Annotated in this window: 19 protein-coding genes and 1 tRNA gene; 5 read left to right on the top strand and 15 right to left on the bottom strand. The window is 64.8% G+C overall.

The genetic code is table 11. The annotated features are described in order from the left end of the window. The first annotated feature begins 40 nt into the window (after positions 1–40). Genes folD through EJI00_RS09710 form a run of 3 tightly spaced genes read left to right on the top strand, consistent with a single transcriptional unit; the run spans position 41 to position 3633 of the window. Positions 41–892, top strand: coding sequence for a bifunctional methylenetetrahydrofolate dehydrogenase/methenyltetrahydrofolate cyclohydrolase FolD (folD, locus tag EJI00_RS09720; RefSeq protein ID WP_126747257.1), 852 nt, complete (start codon positions 41–43; stop codon positions 890–892). 5 nt (positions 893–897) lie between these two features. Next, on the top strand, positions 898–2958 hold the full coding sequence (locus EJI00_RS09715) for a M3 family metallopeptidase (protein WP_126747256.1): 2061 nt from the start codon (positions 898–900) through the stop codon (positions 2956–2958). Positions 2959–2988: 30 nt separating this feature from the next. Continuing rightward, positions 2989–3633 carry a glutaredoxin family protein gene (locus EJI00_RS09710; protein WP_126747255.1) on the top strand — a complete coding sequence of 215 codons (645 nt, stop codon included), beginning with the start codon at positions 2989–2991 and terminating at the stop codon, positions 3631–3633. Positions 3634–3681: 48 nt separating this feature from the next. Here the strand turns inward: EJI00_RS09710 and rpiA are convergent, their stop codons facing one another. After that, positions 3682–4410, bottom strand: a complete 729-nt coding sequence (gene rpiA, locus EJI00_RS09705; protein WP_126747254.1) for a ribose-5-phosphate isomerase RpiA — start codon at positions 4408–4410, stop codon at positions 3682–3684. Positions 4411–4450: 40 nt separating this feature from the next. Between rpiA and EJI00_RS09700 the strand changes: the two genes are divergently transcribed. Beyond that, the gene (locus tag EJI00_RS09700; RefSeq protein WP_126747253.1) at positions 4451–5530 is read left to right on the top strand and encodes a quinone-dependent dihydroorotate dehydrogenase; all 1080 of its coding nucleotides are present in this window, start codon (positions 4451–4453) and stop codon (positions 5528–5530) included. Between the two features lie 40 nt (positions 5531–5570). On the opposite strand, the gene EJI00_RS09695 is transcribed toward EJI00_RS09700, so the two are convergent. From EJI00_RS09695 to uvrB, 14 genes are all read right to left on the bottom strand, one after another. Next, positions 5571–6293: a phage holin family protein gene (locus EJI00_RS09695; protein ID WP_126747252.1), complete on the bottom strand. Its 723-nt coding sequence runs from the start codon at positions 6291–6293 to the stop codon at positions 5571–5573. A gap of 48 nt (positions 6294–6341) precedes the next feature. After that, positions 6342–6638 carry a glycine zipper domain-containing protein gene (locus EJI00_RS09690; protein ID WP_126747251.1) on the bottom strand — a complete coding sequence of 99 codons (297 nt, stop codon included), beginning with the start codon at positions 6636–6638 and terminating at the stop codon, positions 6342–6344. A gap of 146 nt (positions 6639–6784) precedes the next feature. Beyond that, entirely contained in the window at positions 6785–7888 is a 1104-nt protein-coding gene (locus tag EJI00_RS09685) for an NAD(P)/FAD-dependent oxidoreductase (protein ID WP_126747250.1), read from the bottom strand. Positions 7889–7920: 32 nt separating this feature from the next. Further along, on the bottom strand, positions 7921–8031 hold the full coding sequence (locus EJI00_RS09680) for a stereocilin (RefSeq protein WP_082517415.1): 111 nt from the start codon (positions 8029–8031) through the stop codon (positions 7921–7923). A 172-nt stretch (positions 8032–8203) separates the two neighbouring features. After that, a tRNA-Val gene (locus EJI00_RS09675) sits at positions 8204–8278 on the bottom strand. 78 nt (positions 8279–8356) lie between these two features. Beyond that, positions 8357–9064 (bottom strand): DNA polymerase III subunit epsilon, encoded by a 708-nt coding sequence (dnaQ, locus tag EJI00_RS09670; RefSeq protein ID WP_126747249.1) that lies wholly within the window; start codon positions 9062–9064, stop codon positions 8357–8359. Between the two features lie 12 nt (positions 9065–9076). Further along, the gene (fdx, locus tag EJI00_RS09665; RefSeq protein WP_126747248.1) at positions 9077–9415 is read right to left on the bottom strand and encodes an ISC system 2Fe-2S type ferredoxin; all 339 of its coding nucleotides are present in this window, start codon (positions 9413–9415) and stop codon (positions 9077–9079) included. A gap of 7 nt (positions 9416–9422) precedes the next feature. Next, complete coding sequence (hscA, locus tag EJI00_RS09660) at positions 9423–11282, bottom strand: Fe-S protein assembly chaperone HscA (RefSeq protein ID WP_126747247.1); 1860 nt, start codon at positions 11280–11282, stop codon at positions 9423–9425. A 10-nt stretch (positions 11283–11292) separates the two neighbouring features. Then, positions 11293–11811 (bottom strand): Fe-S protein assembly co-chaperone HscB, encoded by a 519-nt coding sequence (gene hscB / locus EJI00_RS09655; RefSeq protein ID WP_126747246.1) that lies wholly within the window; start codon positions 11809–11811, stop codon positions 11293–11295. Positions 11812–11874: 63 nt separating this feature from the next. Further along, positions 11875–12198, bottom strand: a complete 324-nt coding sequence (gene iscA / locus EJI00_RS09650) for an iron-sulfur cluster assembly protein IscA (protein ID WP_126747245.1) — start codon at positions 12196–12198, stop codon at positions 11875–11877. Position 12199: 1 nt separating this feature from the next. Beyond that, positions 12200–12616 carry a Fe-S cluster assembly scaffold IscU gene (gene iscU, locus EJI00_RS09645; protein WP_126747244.1) on the bottom strand — a complete coding sequence of 139 codons (417 nt, stop codon included), beginning with the start codon at positions 12614–12616 and terminating at the stop codon, positions 12200–12202. A 50-nt stretch (positions 12617–12666) separates the two neighbouring features. Then, the gene (locus EJI00_RS09640; RefSeq protein WP_126747243.1) at positions 12667–13887 is read right to left on the bottom strand and encodes an IscS subfamily cysteine desulfurase; all 1221 of its coding nucleotides are present in this window, start codon (positions 13885–13887) and stop codon (positions 12667–12669) included. An 84-nt stretch (positions 13888–13971) separates the two neighbouring features. Then, the gene (iscR, locus tag EJI00_RS09635; RefSeq protein WP_093237517.1) at positions 13972–14508 is read right to left on the bottom strand and encodes a Fe-S cluster assembly transcriptional regulator IscR; all 537 of its coding nucleotides are present in this window, start codon (positions 14506–14508) and stop codon (positions 13972–13974) included. Positions 14509–14740: 232 nt separating this feature from the next. Beyond that, positions 14741–16858 (bottom strand): excinuclease ABC subunit UvrB, encoded by a 2118-nt coding sequence (gene uvrB, locus EJI00_RS09630; protein ID WP_260590631.1) that lies wholly within the window; start codon positions 16856–16858, stop codon positions 14741–14743. Between the two features lie 105 nt (positions 16859–16963). Between uvrB and EJI00_RS09625 the strand changes: the two genes are divergently transcribed. Next, positions 16964–18160, top strand: a complete 1197-nt coding sequence (locus EJI00_RS09625) for an amino acid aminotransferase (RefSeq protein WP_126747242.1) — start codon at positions 16964–16966, stop codon at positions 18158–18160. The last annotated feature ends 111 nt before the right edge of the window (positions 18161–18271 follow it).

Raw genomic sequence — 18271 nt, 5'->3', positions numbered from 1 at the left:
CCTGCGCAAGCGGGCGTTTTTACTTGGAAAATCGAAACCGATGACCGCTCAATTGATCGATGGCAATGCGCTGGCCCAGAAAATCCGCGCCGATGTGGCCGGCCGCATTGCCGCACTGAAGGCGCGCGGCGTGGAACCCACGCTGACCATCATCCTGGTGGGTGAAGATCCGGCGAGCCAGGTCTACGTGAAGCACAAAGTCAACGACAGCAGCCAGACCGGGCTCACCGCGCATCTCGAGCGCCATTCCGCCAGCATGACCGAGCCCGAACTGCTGGCGCGCATCGAGGCGCTCAACGACGACCCCCAGGTGCACGGCATCCTGGTGCAGCTGCCGCTGCCCAAGCACATGGACAGCCACCGCGTCATCGAAGCCATCTCTCCGGCCAAGGACATCGACGGCTTCCATGTGGCCAGCGCCGGCGCGCTGATGGTCGGCCAGCCGGGCTTCTGGCCCTGCACGCCGCACGGCTGCATGAAGATGCTCGAATCCATCGGCTACGACCTGCGCGGCAAGCACGCGGTGGTCATCGGCCGCAGCAACATCGTCGGCAAGCCGATGGCCATGATGCTGCTGGCCAAGAACGCCACCGTCACCATCTGCCACAGCGCCACGCAAGACCTGGCCGCCATCACCCGGCAGGCCGACGTGATCGTCGCTGCCGTGGGCAAGCGCAACCTGCTGACGGCCGACATGGTGAAGCCGGGCGCCGTGGTGATCGACGTGGGCATGAACCGCAAGGAAGACGGCAAGCTGGCCGGCGACGCCGATTTCGACAGCGTCAAGGAAGTGGCCAGCTGGATCACCCCCGTGCCCGGCGGTGTCGGACCCATGACGCGCGCAATGCTGCTCGCCAACACCCTTGAAGCTGCGGAACGCGCCGCAAAGTGATTTCCATGACCAACCCCCTCCTCGACTTCGCCGATCTCCCGCTGTTCGACCGCATCAAGCCCGAGCACGTCGCGCCCGCGGTCGACATCTTGCTGGCCGATGCCGAGGCGGCGCTGCAGACCGTCACGGCGGCTGACTTTCCGGCCGACTGGAATGCGGTTTCCAAGGTGCTCGACGTCGCCTCCGAACGCTTCAGCCGCGCCTGGGGAGCCGTGGGCCACCTCAACGCCGTGGCCGATACGCCGGAGCTGCGCGCCGCCTACAACGAGGCCATGCCCCGCGTCACCGCGTTCTGGACCCGGCTGGGCTCCGACGAGCGCCTGTACGCCAAGTACAAGGCCATCGACACGGCCACGCTCAACCCCGAGCAGCGCCAGGCGCACCGCAATGCCGTGCGCAACTTCGTACTCGGCGGCGCGGAACTCCAGGGCGATGCGAAGAAGCGCTTTGCCGATATCCAGGAACGCCAGGCCGAGCTGAGCCAGAAATTCAGCGAAAACGCGCTCGACGCCACCGACGCTTTCTCATACTACGTGGCGCTTGGCGAACTCGAGGGCGTGCCTGAAGACGTGATTGGCGCCGCCCGCGCGGCCGCCGAAGCCGAGGGCAAGCAGGGCTACAAGCTCACGCTCAAGATGCCCTGCTACCTGCCTGTGATGCAGTTCGCCAAGAGCAGTGCGCTGCGCGAAACGCTCTACCGCGCGTATGTCACGCGCGCCAGCGAGTTGGGCGATGCGGCCTTCGACAACACCGCGCTCATCAACGAGATCCTCGCGCTGCGCGAAGAAGAAGCCAGGCTGCTCGGCTACAGGAATTTCGGCGAACTCTCGGTCGTGCCCAAGATGGCCGAATCGCCCGAGCAGGTGGTCAAGTTCCTGCGCGACCTGGCGGCCAAGGCCAAGCCGTATGGCGAGCGCGACCTGGCCGACCTGCGCGTGTTCGCATCGGAGCAGTTGAACATTGCCGATCCGCAAGCCTGGGACTGGAGCTACATCGGCGAAAAGCTGAAGGAAGCGCGCTATGCGTTCAGCGAGCAGGAGGTCAAGCAGTACTTCCCGGCACCCAAGGTGATGGCCGGCCTCTTCAAGATCGTCGAAACGCTGTTCGAGGTTTCCATCCGGCGCGACAACGCCCCCACCTGGCACCCGAGCGTGGAGTTCTATCGCATCGAACGCCAGACGGCCAACGGCGTGCAGAAGGTCGGCCAGTTCTATCTCGATCCCTCCGCCCGTGCCGCCAAGCGCGGCGGCGCCTGGATGGACGACGTGCGCGCACGCTGGCTGCGGCCCGACGACGGCACCCTGCAAACGCCGGTGGCGCAGCTGGTGTGCAACTTTGCGAGCGGTGTTGACGGCAAGCCGCCGCTGCTCACGCACGACGACGTGACCACCCTCTTCCACGAATTCGGCCACGGCTTGCATCACATGCTCACGCAGGTGAACGAGCGCGACGTGTCGGGCATCAGCGGCGTCGAATGGGACGCCGTCGAGCTGCCGAGCCAGTTCATGGAAAACTTCTGCTGGGAATGGGACGTGCTCAGGCACATGACCGCCCACGTCGATACCGGCGAGCCGCTGCCGCGTGCGCTGTTCGACAAGATGACCGCCGCCAAGAACTTCCAGAGCGGCCTGCAGACCTTGCGCCAGATCGAGTTCTCGCTGTTCGACATGCTGCTGCACACCGAGTACCAGGCCGCCAACGCGCAGCCGGGCGGCGTACTCGCGCTGCTGGGCATGGTGCGCGCCGAAGTGGCCGTGATGCCTGCGCCGCCTTTCAGCCGCACGCCCAACACTTTCAGCCACATCTTCTCGGGCGGCTACGCTGCCGGCTACTACAGCTACAAGTGGGCCGAAGTGCTGAGCGCCGACGCCTACGCCGCTTTCGAGGAAACCGTGGGCGCCGACGGCCAGCCGAACATCGAAACCGGCCGCAGGTACCGCCAGGCCATCCTCGAAGCGGGCGGAAGCCGCAGTGCCATGGATTCGTTCAAGGCTTTCCGCGGCCGCGAGCCGCAGCTTGATGCGCTGCTGCGACACCAGGGCATGGCGCAGGCCCAGCCCGATTGAAGCGGGCCTGAAGCTTGCGATACTCAGGCAATGCATTCGATCCAAAAGAAAACCTCCTTGCATTGCCTGTCCGGCTTCGCGCTGCTGCTTGTTGCAGCGGGCGCCATGGCCCAGCCGGTCTATCGCAACGTCGACAAGAACGGCAAGGTCACGTTCTCGGACCGGGCCCCCACCGCCAGCACCGAGCCCGCCGCGGGGCCGCAAGCCGGCATCACGCCGCCGGCCAATGCCGGCCTGCCGTATGAACTGCGCCAGGTGGCACTGCGCTACCCCGTAACGCTGTACACCGGTGAAGAATGCGCGCCGTGCGGTGCCGCCCGCTCGCTGCTCACCACGCGCGGCATTCCTTTCGAAGAGCGCACCATCAAGAGCAACCAGGACGTCGAGGCGCTGCAGCGGATGAGCAGCCAGGCCTCGCTGCCGCTGCTGACGATCGGTTCGCAGCAGCTCAAGGGCTTTTCCGACACCGAATGGTCGCAGTACCTCGATGCCGCAGGCTATCCGAAGAGCAACAGCCTGCCGGCGACTTACCGCAATCCGCCGGCCCGACCGCTGGTTGCCGTGCAGGCGGCACCCGTGGCGCGCGAACCCGCGCCCGCCGCGCCTGCTCCGCAGCAGCCTGCGCCCGCTCCCAGCGGGCCGACTCCCAGCAACCCGGCAGGCATCAAGTTCTGAGCGGTTCCTGAGCGGGCCGCCGGTTGAAGCCGGCAGCTGCTTTTCTCTTCACTCGAACGTCATCGTTTGCACGCCCGAAGGCGTGGCCAGCAGGCACACGTCGGCCTTCTGGTGAGCGAACACACCGACGGTGACCACGCCCGGCCACTGGCTCACCTCGGTTTCGAAGGCAAGCGGGTCGCTGATCCGCAGCCCGGTGACGTCGACAATGTGCTGCCCGTTGTCGGTCACCAGCGCCACGCCGTCTTTTTCGCGCACCTGCGCAATGCCGCCCATGGCTTCGAACTGCCGCATGACCCGGCGCGCCGCCATCGGAATCACCTCCACCGGCAGCGGAAATGCGCCGAGCGTATCGACCAACTTGGATGCGTCGGCAATGCACACAAAGCGCCGCGACTGCGCCGCCACGATCTTTTCGCGCGTGAGCGCCGCACCGCCGCCCTTCACCATGAAGCCGCGATGATCGATCTCGTCCGCACCGTCGATGTAGACGCTGAGCTCCTCGACCTCGTTGCTATCGAACACCGGAATGCCCAGGGCGCGCAGGCGTTCCGTCGAGGCGACCGAGCTCGACACCGCGCCCTTGATCTCGTCCTTGATCGTGGCGAGGGCGTCGATGAACTTGTTCACGGTCGAGCCGGTGCCCACGCCGACGATTTCGCCCTTCACCACATAGGCCAGCGCAGCCCGGCCGACCTGGGCCTTGAGCTCGTCCTGGGAGATTGCGCTGGAGGCGCCGGCGCCGGGAGCGGAAGAAGGAGAAACGGGTGCAGTCATCGCGGAGAATCCTTGGCTCATTGAAGTCGAGAATTATCCGATGCCCCTGCTCCCCTCTTCGCTCTACGGCCTGGCCCGGCCCTTTCTGTTCGGCTTCGACCCGGAGCATGCCCACGAACTCACCCTCGACGGCCTGGCCCGCACGCAGAACACGCGGCTGGCCTGCGCCTACGCTGCTGCGCGCGTCAACGATCCGATCACGCTGGCCGGGCTGGAATTTCCGAATCGCGTCGGCCTGGCGGCGGGGCTCGACAAGAACGCCCGCTGCATCGACGCTTTCGCGGCCATGGGCTTTGGCTTTGTCGAGGTCGGCACCGTCACGCCAAAGGCGCAGCCGGGCAACCCCAAGCCGCGCATGTTCCGCTTGCCGCAGCGCGATGCGCTGATCAACCGGCTCGGGTTCAACAATGAAGGGCTCGATGCCTTTCTCGCCAACGTGCAGAAAGCGCGCTTCCGCAAGAGCAGCAGCAACACGGGCAAGAAGCCGATGCTGCTCGGCCTCAACATCGGCAAGAACGCCAGCACCCCCATTGAGCGGGCGGTGGACGACTATGTGGCTTGCCTGGACGGCGTGTATGCGCATGCCGACTACGTGACCATCAATATCTCGAGCCCCAACACGGCCAATCTGCGCACGCTGCAGAGCGACGAAGCGCTCGACGCACTGCTGGGTGCCATCGCCGAGCGGCGCCAGGTGCTTGCCGACCGCGGCGGCAGGCGCGTTCCGCTGTTCGTGAAGATCGCGCCCGATCTCGACGAAAGCCAGGTCTCGGTCATCGCTGCCACGCTGCAGCGCCACGGCATGGACGGCGTGATTGCCACCAACACCACCCTCGCGCGCGACGCGGTCGCGGGCCTGCCGCATGCCGACGAAGCCGGCGGGCTTTCGGGTGCCCCCGTGCGCGAGGCGAGCAACCGCGTGATCGCCCAGTTGCGCGCAGCGCTGGGAGCAGGCTTTCCGATCATCGGGGTGGGCGGCATCCTGAGTGCGGCCGATGCCAAGGCCAAGATCGCCGCGGGCGCCGACGTGGTGCAGATCTACACCGGCCTCATCTACCGGGGCCCGGCTCTCGTGCGCGAAGCGGCTCAGGCATTGCTGCAAGCGCGCAGCGCTGCCTGAGCCTTCGCGCTTTTTCAGCGCTGGTTTTCAGCGCCGGTTTTCATCGCATACGCCAGAGCACCGGTGCAACGACCGCTGCCCAGCGCAAGAGCCGCTTGGGCCGAATCACCACCAGGGCCACCGCAGCGACGACGCCAGTGGCCAAAGGATGCTCCCGCGCAATGCGCAGCGCAGCGGCGGATGCCGTTTCGTCCGCTGGAGGCGCTTCAGGAGCGGCCGCCGCACCGGCAGGCTGCGGCTTGCGCGGACCGCCCTGCATGGTCGCAATGCGTTCGCGCTGGCGGTCCATGCGCGCCAGCAGTTCTTCACGCGTGGCGGGCCGCGGGGGACGCGGCGCCTCTTCGTCCTGGTCAGGGTCCTTGCCGAGCCCGAAACGGTCCTGGACCCAGGTCCAGTCGCGTTCGAATTCATGGCGCGCCGGCATGAAGCTGTTCGAGGCATTGCGAAGCGTCAGAAACAGCCCCAGCGCAGCGCCCAGCCAGAGCACGACCCAGACACCCGCCACCGCCCACGCAGCCGCAACGCGATGCGGCGTGTCCCAGAAGTGCACCACCACCGCCATCGACAGCAACGCCACCGCCACCGTGGTCAGCCCGAGCACGGCCACCACCAGCACGAGCATCAGCTTGAGGCGCTGCTTCTCGTCCTCCCACGCCATGCGCAGGAGCTGCACGCGGTCTTCGGCGGCCAGCGCGCCTTCGGCCGCGGCAATGCGAAGCCGCCGCAAACGGGCATTGAGCCCGAACAGGGACAGCAACCTCATGCGCCGGCTCCTGCTCGGCGAAGGACGACGCGGCGGTGTGCGATCAGGTCAGCGGCGGCCAAGCAGCAAACCCACCAGCACACCGACTGCCAAGGCTGCGCCGGCAATCTGCCACGGTTCGTCGTGGGCGTAGGCGTTGGCGGTGTTGGCCGCCTCGCGAGCCTTTTGGGCTGCGATCTTGCTCTTCTCCGCCGCAAGCTCGCGTGCAATGGCAAGCTTGGTGTCGATGCGCTGGCGCAGCGCCTTGATGTGGGGAACCGAATCCAGGTCCTTGCTGGCCAGCACGCCGCGCACGTCGCTCGCGATGTCTTCGGCTGCTGCCTCGATGTTGTTGGATGCACTCATTGGAATCTTTCCTCCGTGATGACACCGGCACCGCGCCGGCGGCTTCACGCCAGCAAATGGCGTGGTGTCATGTTACAGGCACAAAAGCCCCTCATGCGCGGCAGTTCTTCAGACTTCTGCACACGAAAGGGGTTGCGCAGCATCCATCAAGCGCTTTCAAGCAAGCGAGCCACGTAGCCTCCAATGGAAAGGCTGCTCGTGAGCCCCGGCGATTCGATACCGAAGAGGTTGACCAGTCCCCTCACTCCGTGCGATTCCGGTCCCTCAATCATGAAGTCGCGCGCCGGCTCGTCCGGCCCCGAGATCTTGGGGCGCATGCCCGCATAGCCAGGGATCAATCCCCCGTCGGGCAGCGCGGGCCAGTATTTGCGCACCTCGGCGTAGAAGCCGTCGCCGCGCGCCGGGTCCACCACCAGATCGTCGGCCGACTCGACCCATTGCACATCGGGCCCGAACTTGGCCTGCCCGCCCAGGTCGAGCGTCAAGTGCACCCCCAGGCCGCCGGGCTCGGGCACCGGGTAGATCAACCGGGTGAAAGGCGCGCGCCCGGACAGGGTGAAGTAGTTGCCCTTTGCAAAGTACGCCCTCGGTACGGCCGCCGCAGGCAGGCCTTCGAACCGCCTGGCCAGCTCGGGCGCGTTGAGCCCCGCCGCATTGATGACGGTGTTGCAGCGCAACGCCGTGCCGTCCTCCGCTACCAGCACGATAGCGTCCGCGCCACATTCCGCGCGTGCAATGGGCGATTTCAGCGCCAGCATTCCGCCTGCGTTCTCCAGGTCGCCGAGCAGGCTCAGCATCAGCGCGTGGCTGTCGACAATGCCGGTGCTCGGCGAGTGCAAGGCGGCCACGCAATGCAGTTGCGGCTCCATCGCCATGGCCTGCTCGGCGGTCAGCAACACGAGGTCGTCGACACCATTGGCCGCGGCCTTGGCGCGAATGACTTCGAGTTGCGCCACCTGCTCGGGCGAGGTCGCCACGATGAGCTTGCCGCAGCGCTTGTGCGGCAAGCCGCGCTCCGCGGCGTATTCATAAAGTGCCTGCTTGCCCTCGACGCACAGGCGAGCCTTGAGCGAGCCCTGCGGGTAGTAGATGCCCGCATGAATCACCTCGCTGTTGCGAGAACTGGTTCCGGTGCCAATGGCACCTTCGGCCTCGAGCACCACCACTTCCCGGCCCGCGAGCGCCAGCGCGCGCGCCACGGCCAGGCCCACCACACCCCCGCCGATGACGGCGCAATCAAGTTCATCCATGGCGTGAGCTTATCGCGGCTCGCGCGCCGGATTCACGAGGTGGTGGGAGGCGGCTCGGGATCGGTCGGGTCGTCCGGCGGCGTGCTCGGCCCTTCGTCGGGTTCCACGGGCAGGTCGGGCGGAATGTCGGGGTGAGTGGCCATGATAGGTCTCCTTCCCGCTGGGTGTACGCGCTCCGCCACGGAATTGAGCCGGCGCGAAGCGGGAGCTGGCGTCAGCACGAGTCGACAGTTGCGTGCGGCGGGCCAAAAAGCGGCGCGCAAAACAAAAAGCGACTTGGACACAATCCAAGTCGCTGATTTGTTTTGGGGAATTTGGTGGGCGGTGGAGGCTTCGAACCTCCGACCCCAGCAGTGTGAATGCTGTGCTCTACCCCTGAGCTAACCGCCCTGTCAATTCTCTGGCGCCGTGTTTCGGTGCCGTTGAATTAATCGCGTTGCGCGAAGCCTTCGATTATGCCACAGCATTTCAGGCGTTTTGCCGAAACAGCGTGCGTCCGTTGCTGGATTTGTCGAGTTGCGACAACACGGCCTCGTGCGCCGCAAGCTCCTGCTCGGCCGCCATGATCACCGGCAAGTCGAACTGGCTCAGGTCGATGGCAACCACGGTGGTGCCCTGCGCCGGTTCGTTGGACGACACGTCGATCAGCAGCGCGTCCTGGCCGCGCGTGAGGTTGATGTACACGTCGGCCAGCAGCTGCGCGTCGAGCTTGGCGCCGTGAAAGGTGCGGTTCGAGCGGTCAACGCCGAAGCGGTCGCACAGCGCATCGAGCGAATTGCGCTTGCCCGGGTAGACCTGCTTGGCCATGGCCAGCGTGTCGGTCACTTCCCCGACAAAGGTGCGCAGCGGCGGCAGGCCGGCCAGCTCGAGTTCCTTGTTGAGAAAGCCGACGTCGAAGGCTGCGTTGTGAATGATCAGCTCGGCACCGCGCAAATACTCGACGATGTCGTTGGCCAGCGTGGCGAACTTCGGCTTGTCGCGCAGAAAGTCGGTCGTCAGGCCGTGCACCTTGAGCGCGTCTTCATGGCTTTCGCGCTCGGGGTTGAAGTAGATGTGCAGGTCGTTGCCCGTAAGCTTGCGCGCAAACAGCTCCACGCAGCCGAGCTCGATGATGCGGTCGCCGTTCTCGGCGGAAAGGCCGGTGGTTTCAGTGTCGAGGACGATCTGGCGCGACATTCGGTGCCTTCTTCAATGGTTCTCTTTGGCGTGGTTGATCGAGTATTTGGGAATCTCGACCGTCACGTCTTCCTGCGCCAGGATGGCCTGGCAGCTGAGACGCGATTGTGGCTCCAGTCCCCACGCGCGGTCGAGCAGGTCTTCCTCGCCCTCTTCGGCTTCGTTCAGCGAATTGAAGCCCTGGCGCACGATGACGTGGCAGGTGGTGCAGGCGCAGCTCATCTCGCACGCGTGCTCGATGTTGATGTGATTGTCGAGCAGCGCCTCGCATATGGAGGTACCGGCCGGCGCCGTGATTTCTGCACCCTGCGGGCAGTACTCGGGATGCGGAAATATCTTGATGGTGGGCATGTTGTTCTTAGAGGGATTCGACCTTGCGGCCCGACAAGGCGCGCGCAATGCCCGCGTTCATGCGCTGGGCGGCGAAGGCCTCAGTGTCGTTCGCCAGCGCCTTGGTGGCGGCTTCTATCGTGGCGGCGTCGGTGCCCGTGGCGGCTTCGCGCAGCTTTGCCATCGAAGCATCGATGGCGGCACGCTCATCTTCGGTCAACAGATCGCCGTCGGCATCGAGTGCGCTCTGCGTGGCCAGCAGCATGCGCTCGGCATCGACGCGCGCCTCGACCAGTGCACGCGCCTGCATGTCCTGCTGCGCGGTGGAAAAGCTCTCCTGCAGCATGGTCGCGATCTGGTCGTCCGAAAGCCCGTACGACGGCTTGACAGTGACGCTGGCCTCGACGCCGCTGCCCTGCTCCTTGGCACTGACGCTCAGCAGTCCATCGGCATCGACCGTGAAGGTCACGCGGATGCGCGCCGCACCCGCGGCCATCGGCGGAATGCCGCGCAGCGTAAAGCGTGCGAGGCTGCGGCAATCCGCGACCAAGTCGCGCTCGCCCTGCACCACGTGCAATGCAAGAGCCGTCTGGCCGTCTTGATAGGTGGTGAAGTCCTGCGCCATCGCGGTGGGGATGGTCTGGTTGCGCGGCACGATGCGCTCGACCAGGCCGCCCATGGTTTCGATGCCCAGCGAGAGCGGAATCACGTCGAGCAGCAGCAGATCGCCCGCGCCGTTGTTGCCGGCCAGTTGATTGGCCTGAATTGCGGCGCCGAGCGCCACGACTTCGTCGGGGTTCAGGTTGACGAGCGGCTCGCGACCGAAGAAATCGGCGACGGCGCGGCGGATCTGCAGCATGCGGGTCGAGCCGCCCACCAGCACGATGCCCTGCAGCTCATCGGGCTTGAGCTTTGCGTCCCGCAGCGCTTTGCGCACAGCGGCAATGGTGCGGTCGGTAAGCGGCTTCGTGGCGGTGTCGAACTGCGCGCGGGTCACCTCGAATTGAATCGCATGGCCTGCAACCTCCGCGCGGAAGGCGGTCGATTCGGAGTCCGTCAGAGCTTCTTTCGCGGCACGGGCAGCGACCAGCAACGCGGCCTTGTCGCCGTCGCTCTTGGCTTGCGCGCCGGTCTGCGCGAGCACGAATTCGGCAAGCGCGTGATCGTAGTCATCGCCGCCGAGCGCCGAGTCTCCGCCGGTGGCGATCACTTCGAACACACCCTGCGTGAGCCGCAGGATCGAGATGTCGAAGGTACCGCCGCCCAGGTCGTACACCGCGTAGACACCTTCGCTCGCGTTGTCGAGACCGTACGCAATGGCGGCAGCCGTCGGTTCGCTGATCAGGCGCAGCACATTGAGGCCAGCCAACTGCGCGGCATCCTTGGTGGCCTGTCGCTGGCCTTCGTCGAAATATGCCGGCACGGTGATGACCGCGCCATAGAGCTCGTCGTCGAAGGTGTCTTCGGCGCGGTAGCGCAGCGTCGCCAGAATCTCCGCGCTGATTTCGACCGGCGATTTTTCGCCCGCGAGCGTCTTCACCTTCACCATGCCACCGTCGCTGCTGTCGATGCGGTACGACATCGATTCGCGGTTGGAGATGTCGGCCAGCCCCCGGCCCATCAGACGCTTGACCGAGGTGATGGTGTTGGCCGGGTCTTGCCCGCGCGCCGAGACGGCATCGAAGCCGATCTGCCGGCGGTCGCCATCGAGGTAGCGCACCACCGAAGGCAGCAGCACGCGGCCTTGGTCGTCCGGGAGGCATTCGGCCACGCCATTGCGCACCGCGGCCACCAGCGAATGCGTGGTGCCGAGGTCGATGCCCACGGCAATGCGGCGCTGATGCGGGTCGGGCGCCTGGCCGGGTTCTGAAATCTGTAGAAGAGCCATATATAGGGGCCTATTGTCCCAACTGATCGAATTTGGCTTCGACGTCCTGTCCGAAACGCTCAATGAACATGAGGGCTCTTACCTGCTGCGCGGCGGCGGGATAGTCGCCCTTCTCGTCGATCAGCCAGTCGAGCGACGACAGCGCCCGCGCGCGGCCCGCTTCGACCTCGGCCTGCAGCGTCTCGACCGCGGCGATATCGCCGGCGTCGTCGAGTGCCTCGCGCCATTCCATCTGCTGCATCAAGAAATCGGGCGGCATGGCCGTGTTGTTCTCGGCGTTCAGCGGCGCACCGTTGAGTTCGCAGATGTAGCTGGCGCGACGAATCGGGTCTTTCAGCCGCTGGTAGGCCTCGTTGATGCGCACCGACCACTGCATGGCCACGCGCTGCGCCGCGGCACCCTGCGCGGCGAAGCGGTCCGGGTGGGCCTCGCGCTGCAGCTCTTTCCAGCGTGCGTCGAGCGCGGTGCGGTCCTGCGCGAAAGTCGCGGGAACGGCGAACAATTGAAAGTCGGTGTCGTTCAGGTTCATGGCAATAAAAAACCGCCAGCACATGACATGGTGGCGGCTGTTGTCGCGGTCAGCGACGGCGCATCAGATGCGAAAACTTTCCCCGCAGCCGCAACGGTCGCGCTCGTTCGGGTTGATGAACTTGAAGCCTTCGTTCAAGCCCTCGCGCACGAAGTCGAGCTGCGTGCCGTCGATGTAGGCCAGGCTCTTCGGGTCGACCAGCACCTTCACGCCGTGGCCTTCGAACACCAGGTCTTCGGGCGTGAACTCGTCCACATACTCGAGCTTGTAGGCCAGGCCCGAGCATCCGGTGGTCTTCACGCCCAGCCGCACGCCCACGCCCTTGCCCCGCTTGCCGAGGTAGCGGGTCACGTGGCGCGCAGCGGCTTCAGTCAGCGTGACAGCCATGTCAGTGGACTGCCGGCTCGGCTTGCGCCGTCTTGACGCCGTGCTTGGCCTTGTAGTCGCTCACGGCAGCCTTGATGGCGTCTTCAGCCAGGATCGAGCAGTGGATCTTGACCGGAGGCAGGGCCAGTTCTTCGGCGATCTGCGCGTTCTTGAGGGCTGCCGCTTCGTCGAGCGTCTTGCCCTTGACCCATTCGGTCACGAGCGACGACGAGGCAATGGCCGAACCGCAGCCGTAGGTCTTGAAGCGTGCGTCTTCGATCACGCCGGTTTCGGGGTTGACCTTGATCTGCAGCTTCATGACGTCGCCGCAGGCCGGTGCGCCGACCATGCCGGTGCCTACCGAGTCGTCGCCCTTTTCGAAGGAGCCGACGTTGCGGGGATTTTCGTAGTGGTCGATGACCTTGGAAGAATATGCCATGGTGTACCTCTCAAACTTTGTTCAATCGTGGAGCCTGGTGCGGTCCGGCGTCAGTGGGCCGACCACTGGATCGTGCTGATGTCGACGCCATCCTGGAACATCTCCCACAGGGGGCTCAGCTCGCGCAGCTTGGCGACGTTGTGCTTGATGGTCGAGATGGCGTAGTCGATTTCTTCTTCGGTCGTGAAACGGCCGATGGTCATGCGCAGGCTGCTGTGGGCCAGCTCGTCGCTGCGGCCGAGGGCGCGCAGCACATAGCTGGGCTCCAGGCTGGCCGAAGTGCAGGCCGAACCCGACGACACCGCCAGGCCCTTGATGCCCATGATCAGCGACTCGCCTTCGACGTAGTTGAAGCTCATGTTCAGGTTGTGCGGCACACGCTGCTCGAGGTCGCCGTTGATGAACACCTGCTCTACGTCTTTCAGGCCGTCGAGCAGACGCTTCTGCAGGCGGCGCGCATGGGCGATGTCGTCCTTCATTTCGAGCTTGGCAATGCGGTAGGCCTCGCCCATGCCCACGATCTGGTGCGTAGGCAAGGTACCCGAACGCATGCCGCGCTCGTGGCCACCGCCATGCATCTGCGCTTCGAGGCGGATGCGTGGCTTGCGGCGCACGTACAGCGCGCCGATGCCCTTCGGGCCATAGGTCTTGTGCGAAGCGAGGCTCATCAGGTCGATGGGCAACTTCGTGATGTCGATGTCGACCTTGCCGGTGGCCTGGGCCGAGTCGACGTGAAAAATCACGCCCTTTTCACGGCAGGCATTGCCCAGCGCGACCACGTCCTGGATGACGCCGATTTCGTTGTTCACGAACAGCACGCTGGCCAGAATGGTGTCGGGACGGATCGCGGCCTTGAACTTCTCAAGGTCGACGAGGCCGTTTTCCTCGACATCGAGGTAGGTCACTTCGAAGCCCTGGCGCTCGAGTTCGCGCATGGTGTCGAGCACGGCCTTGTGCTCGGTCTTCAGGGTGATCAGGTGCTTGCCCTTGCCCTTGTAGAACTGGGCAGCGCCCTTGAGCGCAAGGTTGATCGACTCGGTGGCGCCCGAGGTCCAGACGATTTCACGCGGGTCGGCGTTGATCAGGTCGGCCACTTGACCGCGCGCTTTCTCGACCGCCTCTTCGGCCTCCCAGCCCCATGCGTGGCTGCGCGATGCCGGGTTGCCGAAGTGCTCGCGCAACCAGGGAATCATGGCGTCGACCACGCGCGGGTCGGCCGGCGTGGTGGCGCCGTAATCGAGATAGATCGGGAAATGAGGAGTTACGTCCATGGCTGGCTCGGGCTGGCGTGGGGGTTGTTTCTTTGATCTGCGCTTCTGGTGGCGGCGCCCGCGGGCGCGCCACGACTCAGGACATCAGGACTTCGCGAACACGTTGCCGAGGGCAAAGACCGAGTTCGGCGCGTTCACGCGAATCGGCTTGACCACTGGCTGCGCGGAAATGGCGCGCTTGACGACCGGCTTGTTCTCGATCTGCACGCCCTTGGCGATCTGGTCGTCGACCAGCTTTTGCAGCGTGACCGAATCGAGAAACTCGACCATGCGCTGGTTCAGCGAGGCCCAGAGCTCATGCGTCATGCAGCGGCCGGCTTCCCCGAGGCAGTTTTCCTTGCCGCCGCACTGCGTGGCATCGATGGGCTCATCGACGGAAACAATGATGTCTGCGACGGTGATATCCGCAGCCTTGCGGCCGAGGCTGTAGCCGCCGCCGGGGCCGCGGGTCGACTCGACCAACTCGTGACGGCGCAGTTTGCCGAACAGCTGCTCGAGATACGACAATGAAATCTGCTGCCGCTGGCTGATCGCAGCCAGCGTGACCGGACCGGTGTTCTGACGCAGCGCCAGATCGATCATTGCTGTGACCGCAAAACGGCCTTTGGTAGTGAGACGCATCGCAAGCTCCTTCAAGTGCTTACCGTTGAAATGACACCGTGGCCCGGGGCCGCGGTGACTTCGTCTCCGCCCTGCCCGACCCCTGACGCTGGTGAACCAGCCAGTGGGATCGGTCCTTCATCGCGAAGTTCTTTTTTTGTTGTTGAGTATTTCGGTCAAGTATAGCAGAAGGTCCTGGAGTTTGCTCGGGTAAACCCCAGCGGAAACCGCTTGAAGAAACCGGAGCTTCGTCCTACGACGGCAGAATCGCGATGTTGTCCCCGCCGGAGGCGCCAAAAGCCTGCTCCCGCAGCAGCGCCAGCTGGTCGCGCACCCGTGCCGCCTTCTCGAATTCGAGGTTGCGGGCGTGCTCCATCATGAGCTTTTCCAGCCGCTTGATCTCCCGGGCAATGTCTTTCTCGCTCATGTCCTCGACCTTGGCGCGTTCCAGGTCGAGCTTGGCCATTTCCTTGCCCGTCTTTTCGCTGTAGACGCCGTCAATCAGGTCGCGCACCTGCTTGACGATGCTGCGCGGGGTAATGCCGTTGGCCTCGTTGTGGGCAATCTGCCGGGTACGGCGGCGCTCGGTTTCGCCGATGGCCTTCTTCATCGACTCGGTCATCCGGTCGGCATACAGAATGGCCTTGCCGTTCAGGTTCCGGGCCGCGCGGCCGATGGTCTGGATCAGCGAACGTTCGGCCCGCAAGAAGCCTTCCTTGTCGGCATCCAGAATGGCGACGAGCGACACCTCCGGAATGTCCAGGCCCTCTCGCAGCAGGTTGATGCCCACCAGCACGTCAAAGGTGCCCAGCCGCAGGTCGCGCAAAATTTCGACCCGCTCGACCGTGTCCACATCGCTGTGGAGGTAGCGCACCTTCACGCCGTTGTCGCCCAGGTAGTCGGTCAGCTGTTCGGCCATGCGCTTGGTCAGCGTGGTGATGAGCACGCGCTCGTTTTTCTCGACGCGGATGCGGATCTCGCCCAGCACGTCGTCCACCTGGTGCGTGGCGGGGCGCACCTCGACCTCGGGGTCGATCAGCCCGGTCGGCCGGACCAGCTGCTCGACCACGTTGCCGGCATGGTCCTTTTCGTACTGCGCAGGCGTGGCCGAAACGAAGATGCACTGGCGCATGCGCGTCTCGAACTCCTCCAGCTTGAGCGGCCGGTTGTCCAGCGCGCTCGGCAGCCGAAAGCCGTATTCGACCAGCGTCGTCTTGCGCGCCCGGTCGCCGTTGTACATGGCGCTGAGCTGGCCGACCATCTGGTGGCTCTCGTCGAGGAACATCAGCGCGTCCTTCGGCAGGTAGTCGGTAAGCGTCGCAGGCGGTTCGCCCGGCGCGGCGCCCGAAAGGTGGCGTGTGTAGTTCTCGATGCCCTTGCAGTGGCCGATTTCGGCCAGCATTTCCAGGTCGAAGCGGGTACGCTGCTCCAGCCGTTGCGCCTCGACCAGCTTGCCCTGGCTGACGAATTCCTTGAGCCGCTCGGCCAACTCGATCTTGATGGTTTCCACCGCGCCCAGCACCTTGTCGCGCGGCGTCACGTAGTGGCTCGACGGGTACACCGTGAAGCGCGGAATCTTCTGGCGAATCCGGCCCGTGAGCGGATCGAAGAGCTGCAGCGACTCGATCTCGTCATCGAACAGCTCGATGCGGATCGCCAGCTCGCTGTGCTCCGCCGGAAACACGTCGATGGTGTCGCCGCGCACGCGGAAGGTGCCGCGTGAAAAGTCCTGCTCGTTGCGTGTGTACTGCATGCGAATCAGCCGCCCGATCACGTCGCGCTGGCCGATCTTGTCGCCCACCCGCATGATGAAACGCATCTGCGTGTAGTCCTCGGGCGTGCCGATGCCGTAAATGGCGCTCACCGTGGCCACAATGACCGTGTCGCGCCGCTCCAGCACGCTCTTGGTGGCCGAAAGGCGCATCTGCTCGATGTGCTCGTTGATCGACGAGTCCTTCTCGATGAACAGGTCGCGCTGGGGCACGTAGGCCTCGGGCTGGTAGTAGTCGTAGTAGCTCACGAAATACTCGACCGCGTTCTTGGGAAAGAACTCGCGAAACTCGCTGTAGAGCTGCGCCGCCAGCGTCTTGTTGGGCGCAAAAACGATGGCCGGGCGGCCCAGCCGCGCAATCACGTTGGCCATGGTGAAGGTCTTGCCCGAGCCCGTCACGCCCAGCAGCGTCTGGAACACCTCACCGTCGAGCACGCCCTCCACCAACCCGTCGATGGCCTTCGGCTGGTCTCCGGCCGGCGGATACGGCTGGAAAAGCTCGAAGGGCGAATCGGGGTACTTGATGAATTCGCCCTGCTTGGCCGGACCGATCGGGTCCAGTTTCTTCAGGTCTGCTATGGCTTCGTTGTTCTCTGGCATGGCTGTTCCCGACAGGTGGCGATGGCGCCGGTAAAATTCAAGGCAACCGGAAAGCGTAGCGCAAGTCCGGTTGCCAGCGAAGCTTTCATCCCAAAGGACCTTTCCATGTCTATGTTCACCGCGGTCGAAATGGCACCGCGCGACCCGATCCTCGGCCTCAACGAGCAATTTGCAGCCGACACCAACCCCAACAAGGTCAACCTCGGCGTCGGCGTCTATTACGACGACAACGGCAAGCTGCCCCTGCTCCAGTGCGTGCAGGCCGCCGAACAGAACATGATGAAAGCCCCCACCGCGCGCGGCTACCTGCCGATCGACGGCATCGTGGCATACGACAACGCCGTCAAGGGCCTGGTCTTCGGCGCCGACAGCGAGCCGGTGCAGTCAGGCCGCGTGGCCACGGTGCAGGGCATCGGCGGCACCGGCGGCCTGAAGGTCGGCGCCGACTTTCTCAAGAAGCTCAACCCCAATGCCAAGGTGCTGATCAGCGACCCGAGCTGGGAAAACCACCGCGCGCTGTTCACCAATGCCGGTTTCGTGGTCGAAAGCTATCCCTACTACGACTCCGCCAAGCGCGGCGTCAACTTCGACGGCATGCTGGCCGCCCTGAACGCAGCGCCCGCCGGCACCGTGGTCGTGCTGCACGCCTGCTGCCACAACCCGACCGGCTACGACATCACGCCCGAGCAGTGGGACCAGGTGGTTGCCGCCGTCAAGGCCAAGGGCCTCGTGCCCTTCCTCGACATGGCCTACCAGGGCTTCGGCTACGGCCTGAAGGAAGACGGCGCCGCTGTCGCCAAGTTCGTCGACGCGGGCTTGACCTTCTTCGTCTCGACCTCTTTCTCCAAGAGCTTCAGCCTGTATGGCGAACGCGTGGGCGCCCTCTCGGTGCTGTGCGAAAACAAGGAAGAAGCCGGCCGCGTGCTCTCGCAGCTCAAGATCGCCATTCGCACCAACTACAGCAACCCGCCCATCCACGGCGGCGCCGTGGTGGCCGCGGTGCTCGGCAACCCCGAACTGCGCGCCCTGTGGGAAAAGGAACTCGGCGAAATGCGCGTGCGCATCAAGGCCATGCGCCAGAAGCTGGTCGACGGCCTCAAGGCGGCCGGCGTGAAGGAAGACATGAGCTTCATCACCAAGCAGATCGGCATGTTCAGCTACTCGGGCCTCAGCAAGGACCAGATGGTGCGCCTGCGCAGCGAGTTCGGCGTGTACGGCACCGACACCGGCCGCATGTGCGTGGCCGCGCTCAACAGCAAGAACATCGACTACGTCTGCGCGTCGATCGCCAAAGTCATCTAGGTGACAGCAAAGTGTGAAGGAATCCGTTTCGGGCGATTCCTTCACACTCCTTCACGGAAGACCCTCGCACTGTGGCAGACGTAGGGTTTGGCCTCCTGCATCGCCCTGACT

Source organism: Variovorax sp. DXTD-1 (genome assembly GCF_003984625.1).
In the GTDB taxonomy this organism is placed as follows: Bacteria; Pseudomonadota; Gammaproteobacteria; order Burkholderiales; family Burkholderiaceae_C; genus Variovorax.
This window is presented reverse-complemented; position numbering and strand designations above follow the sequence as displayed.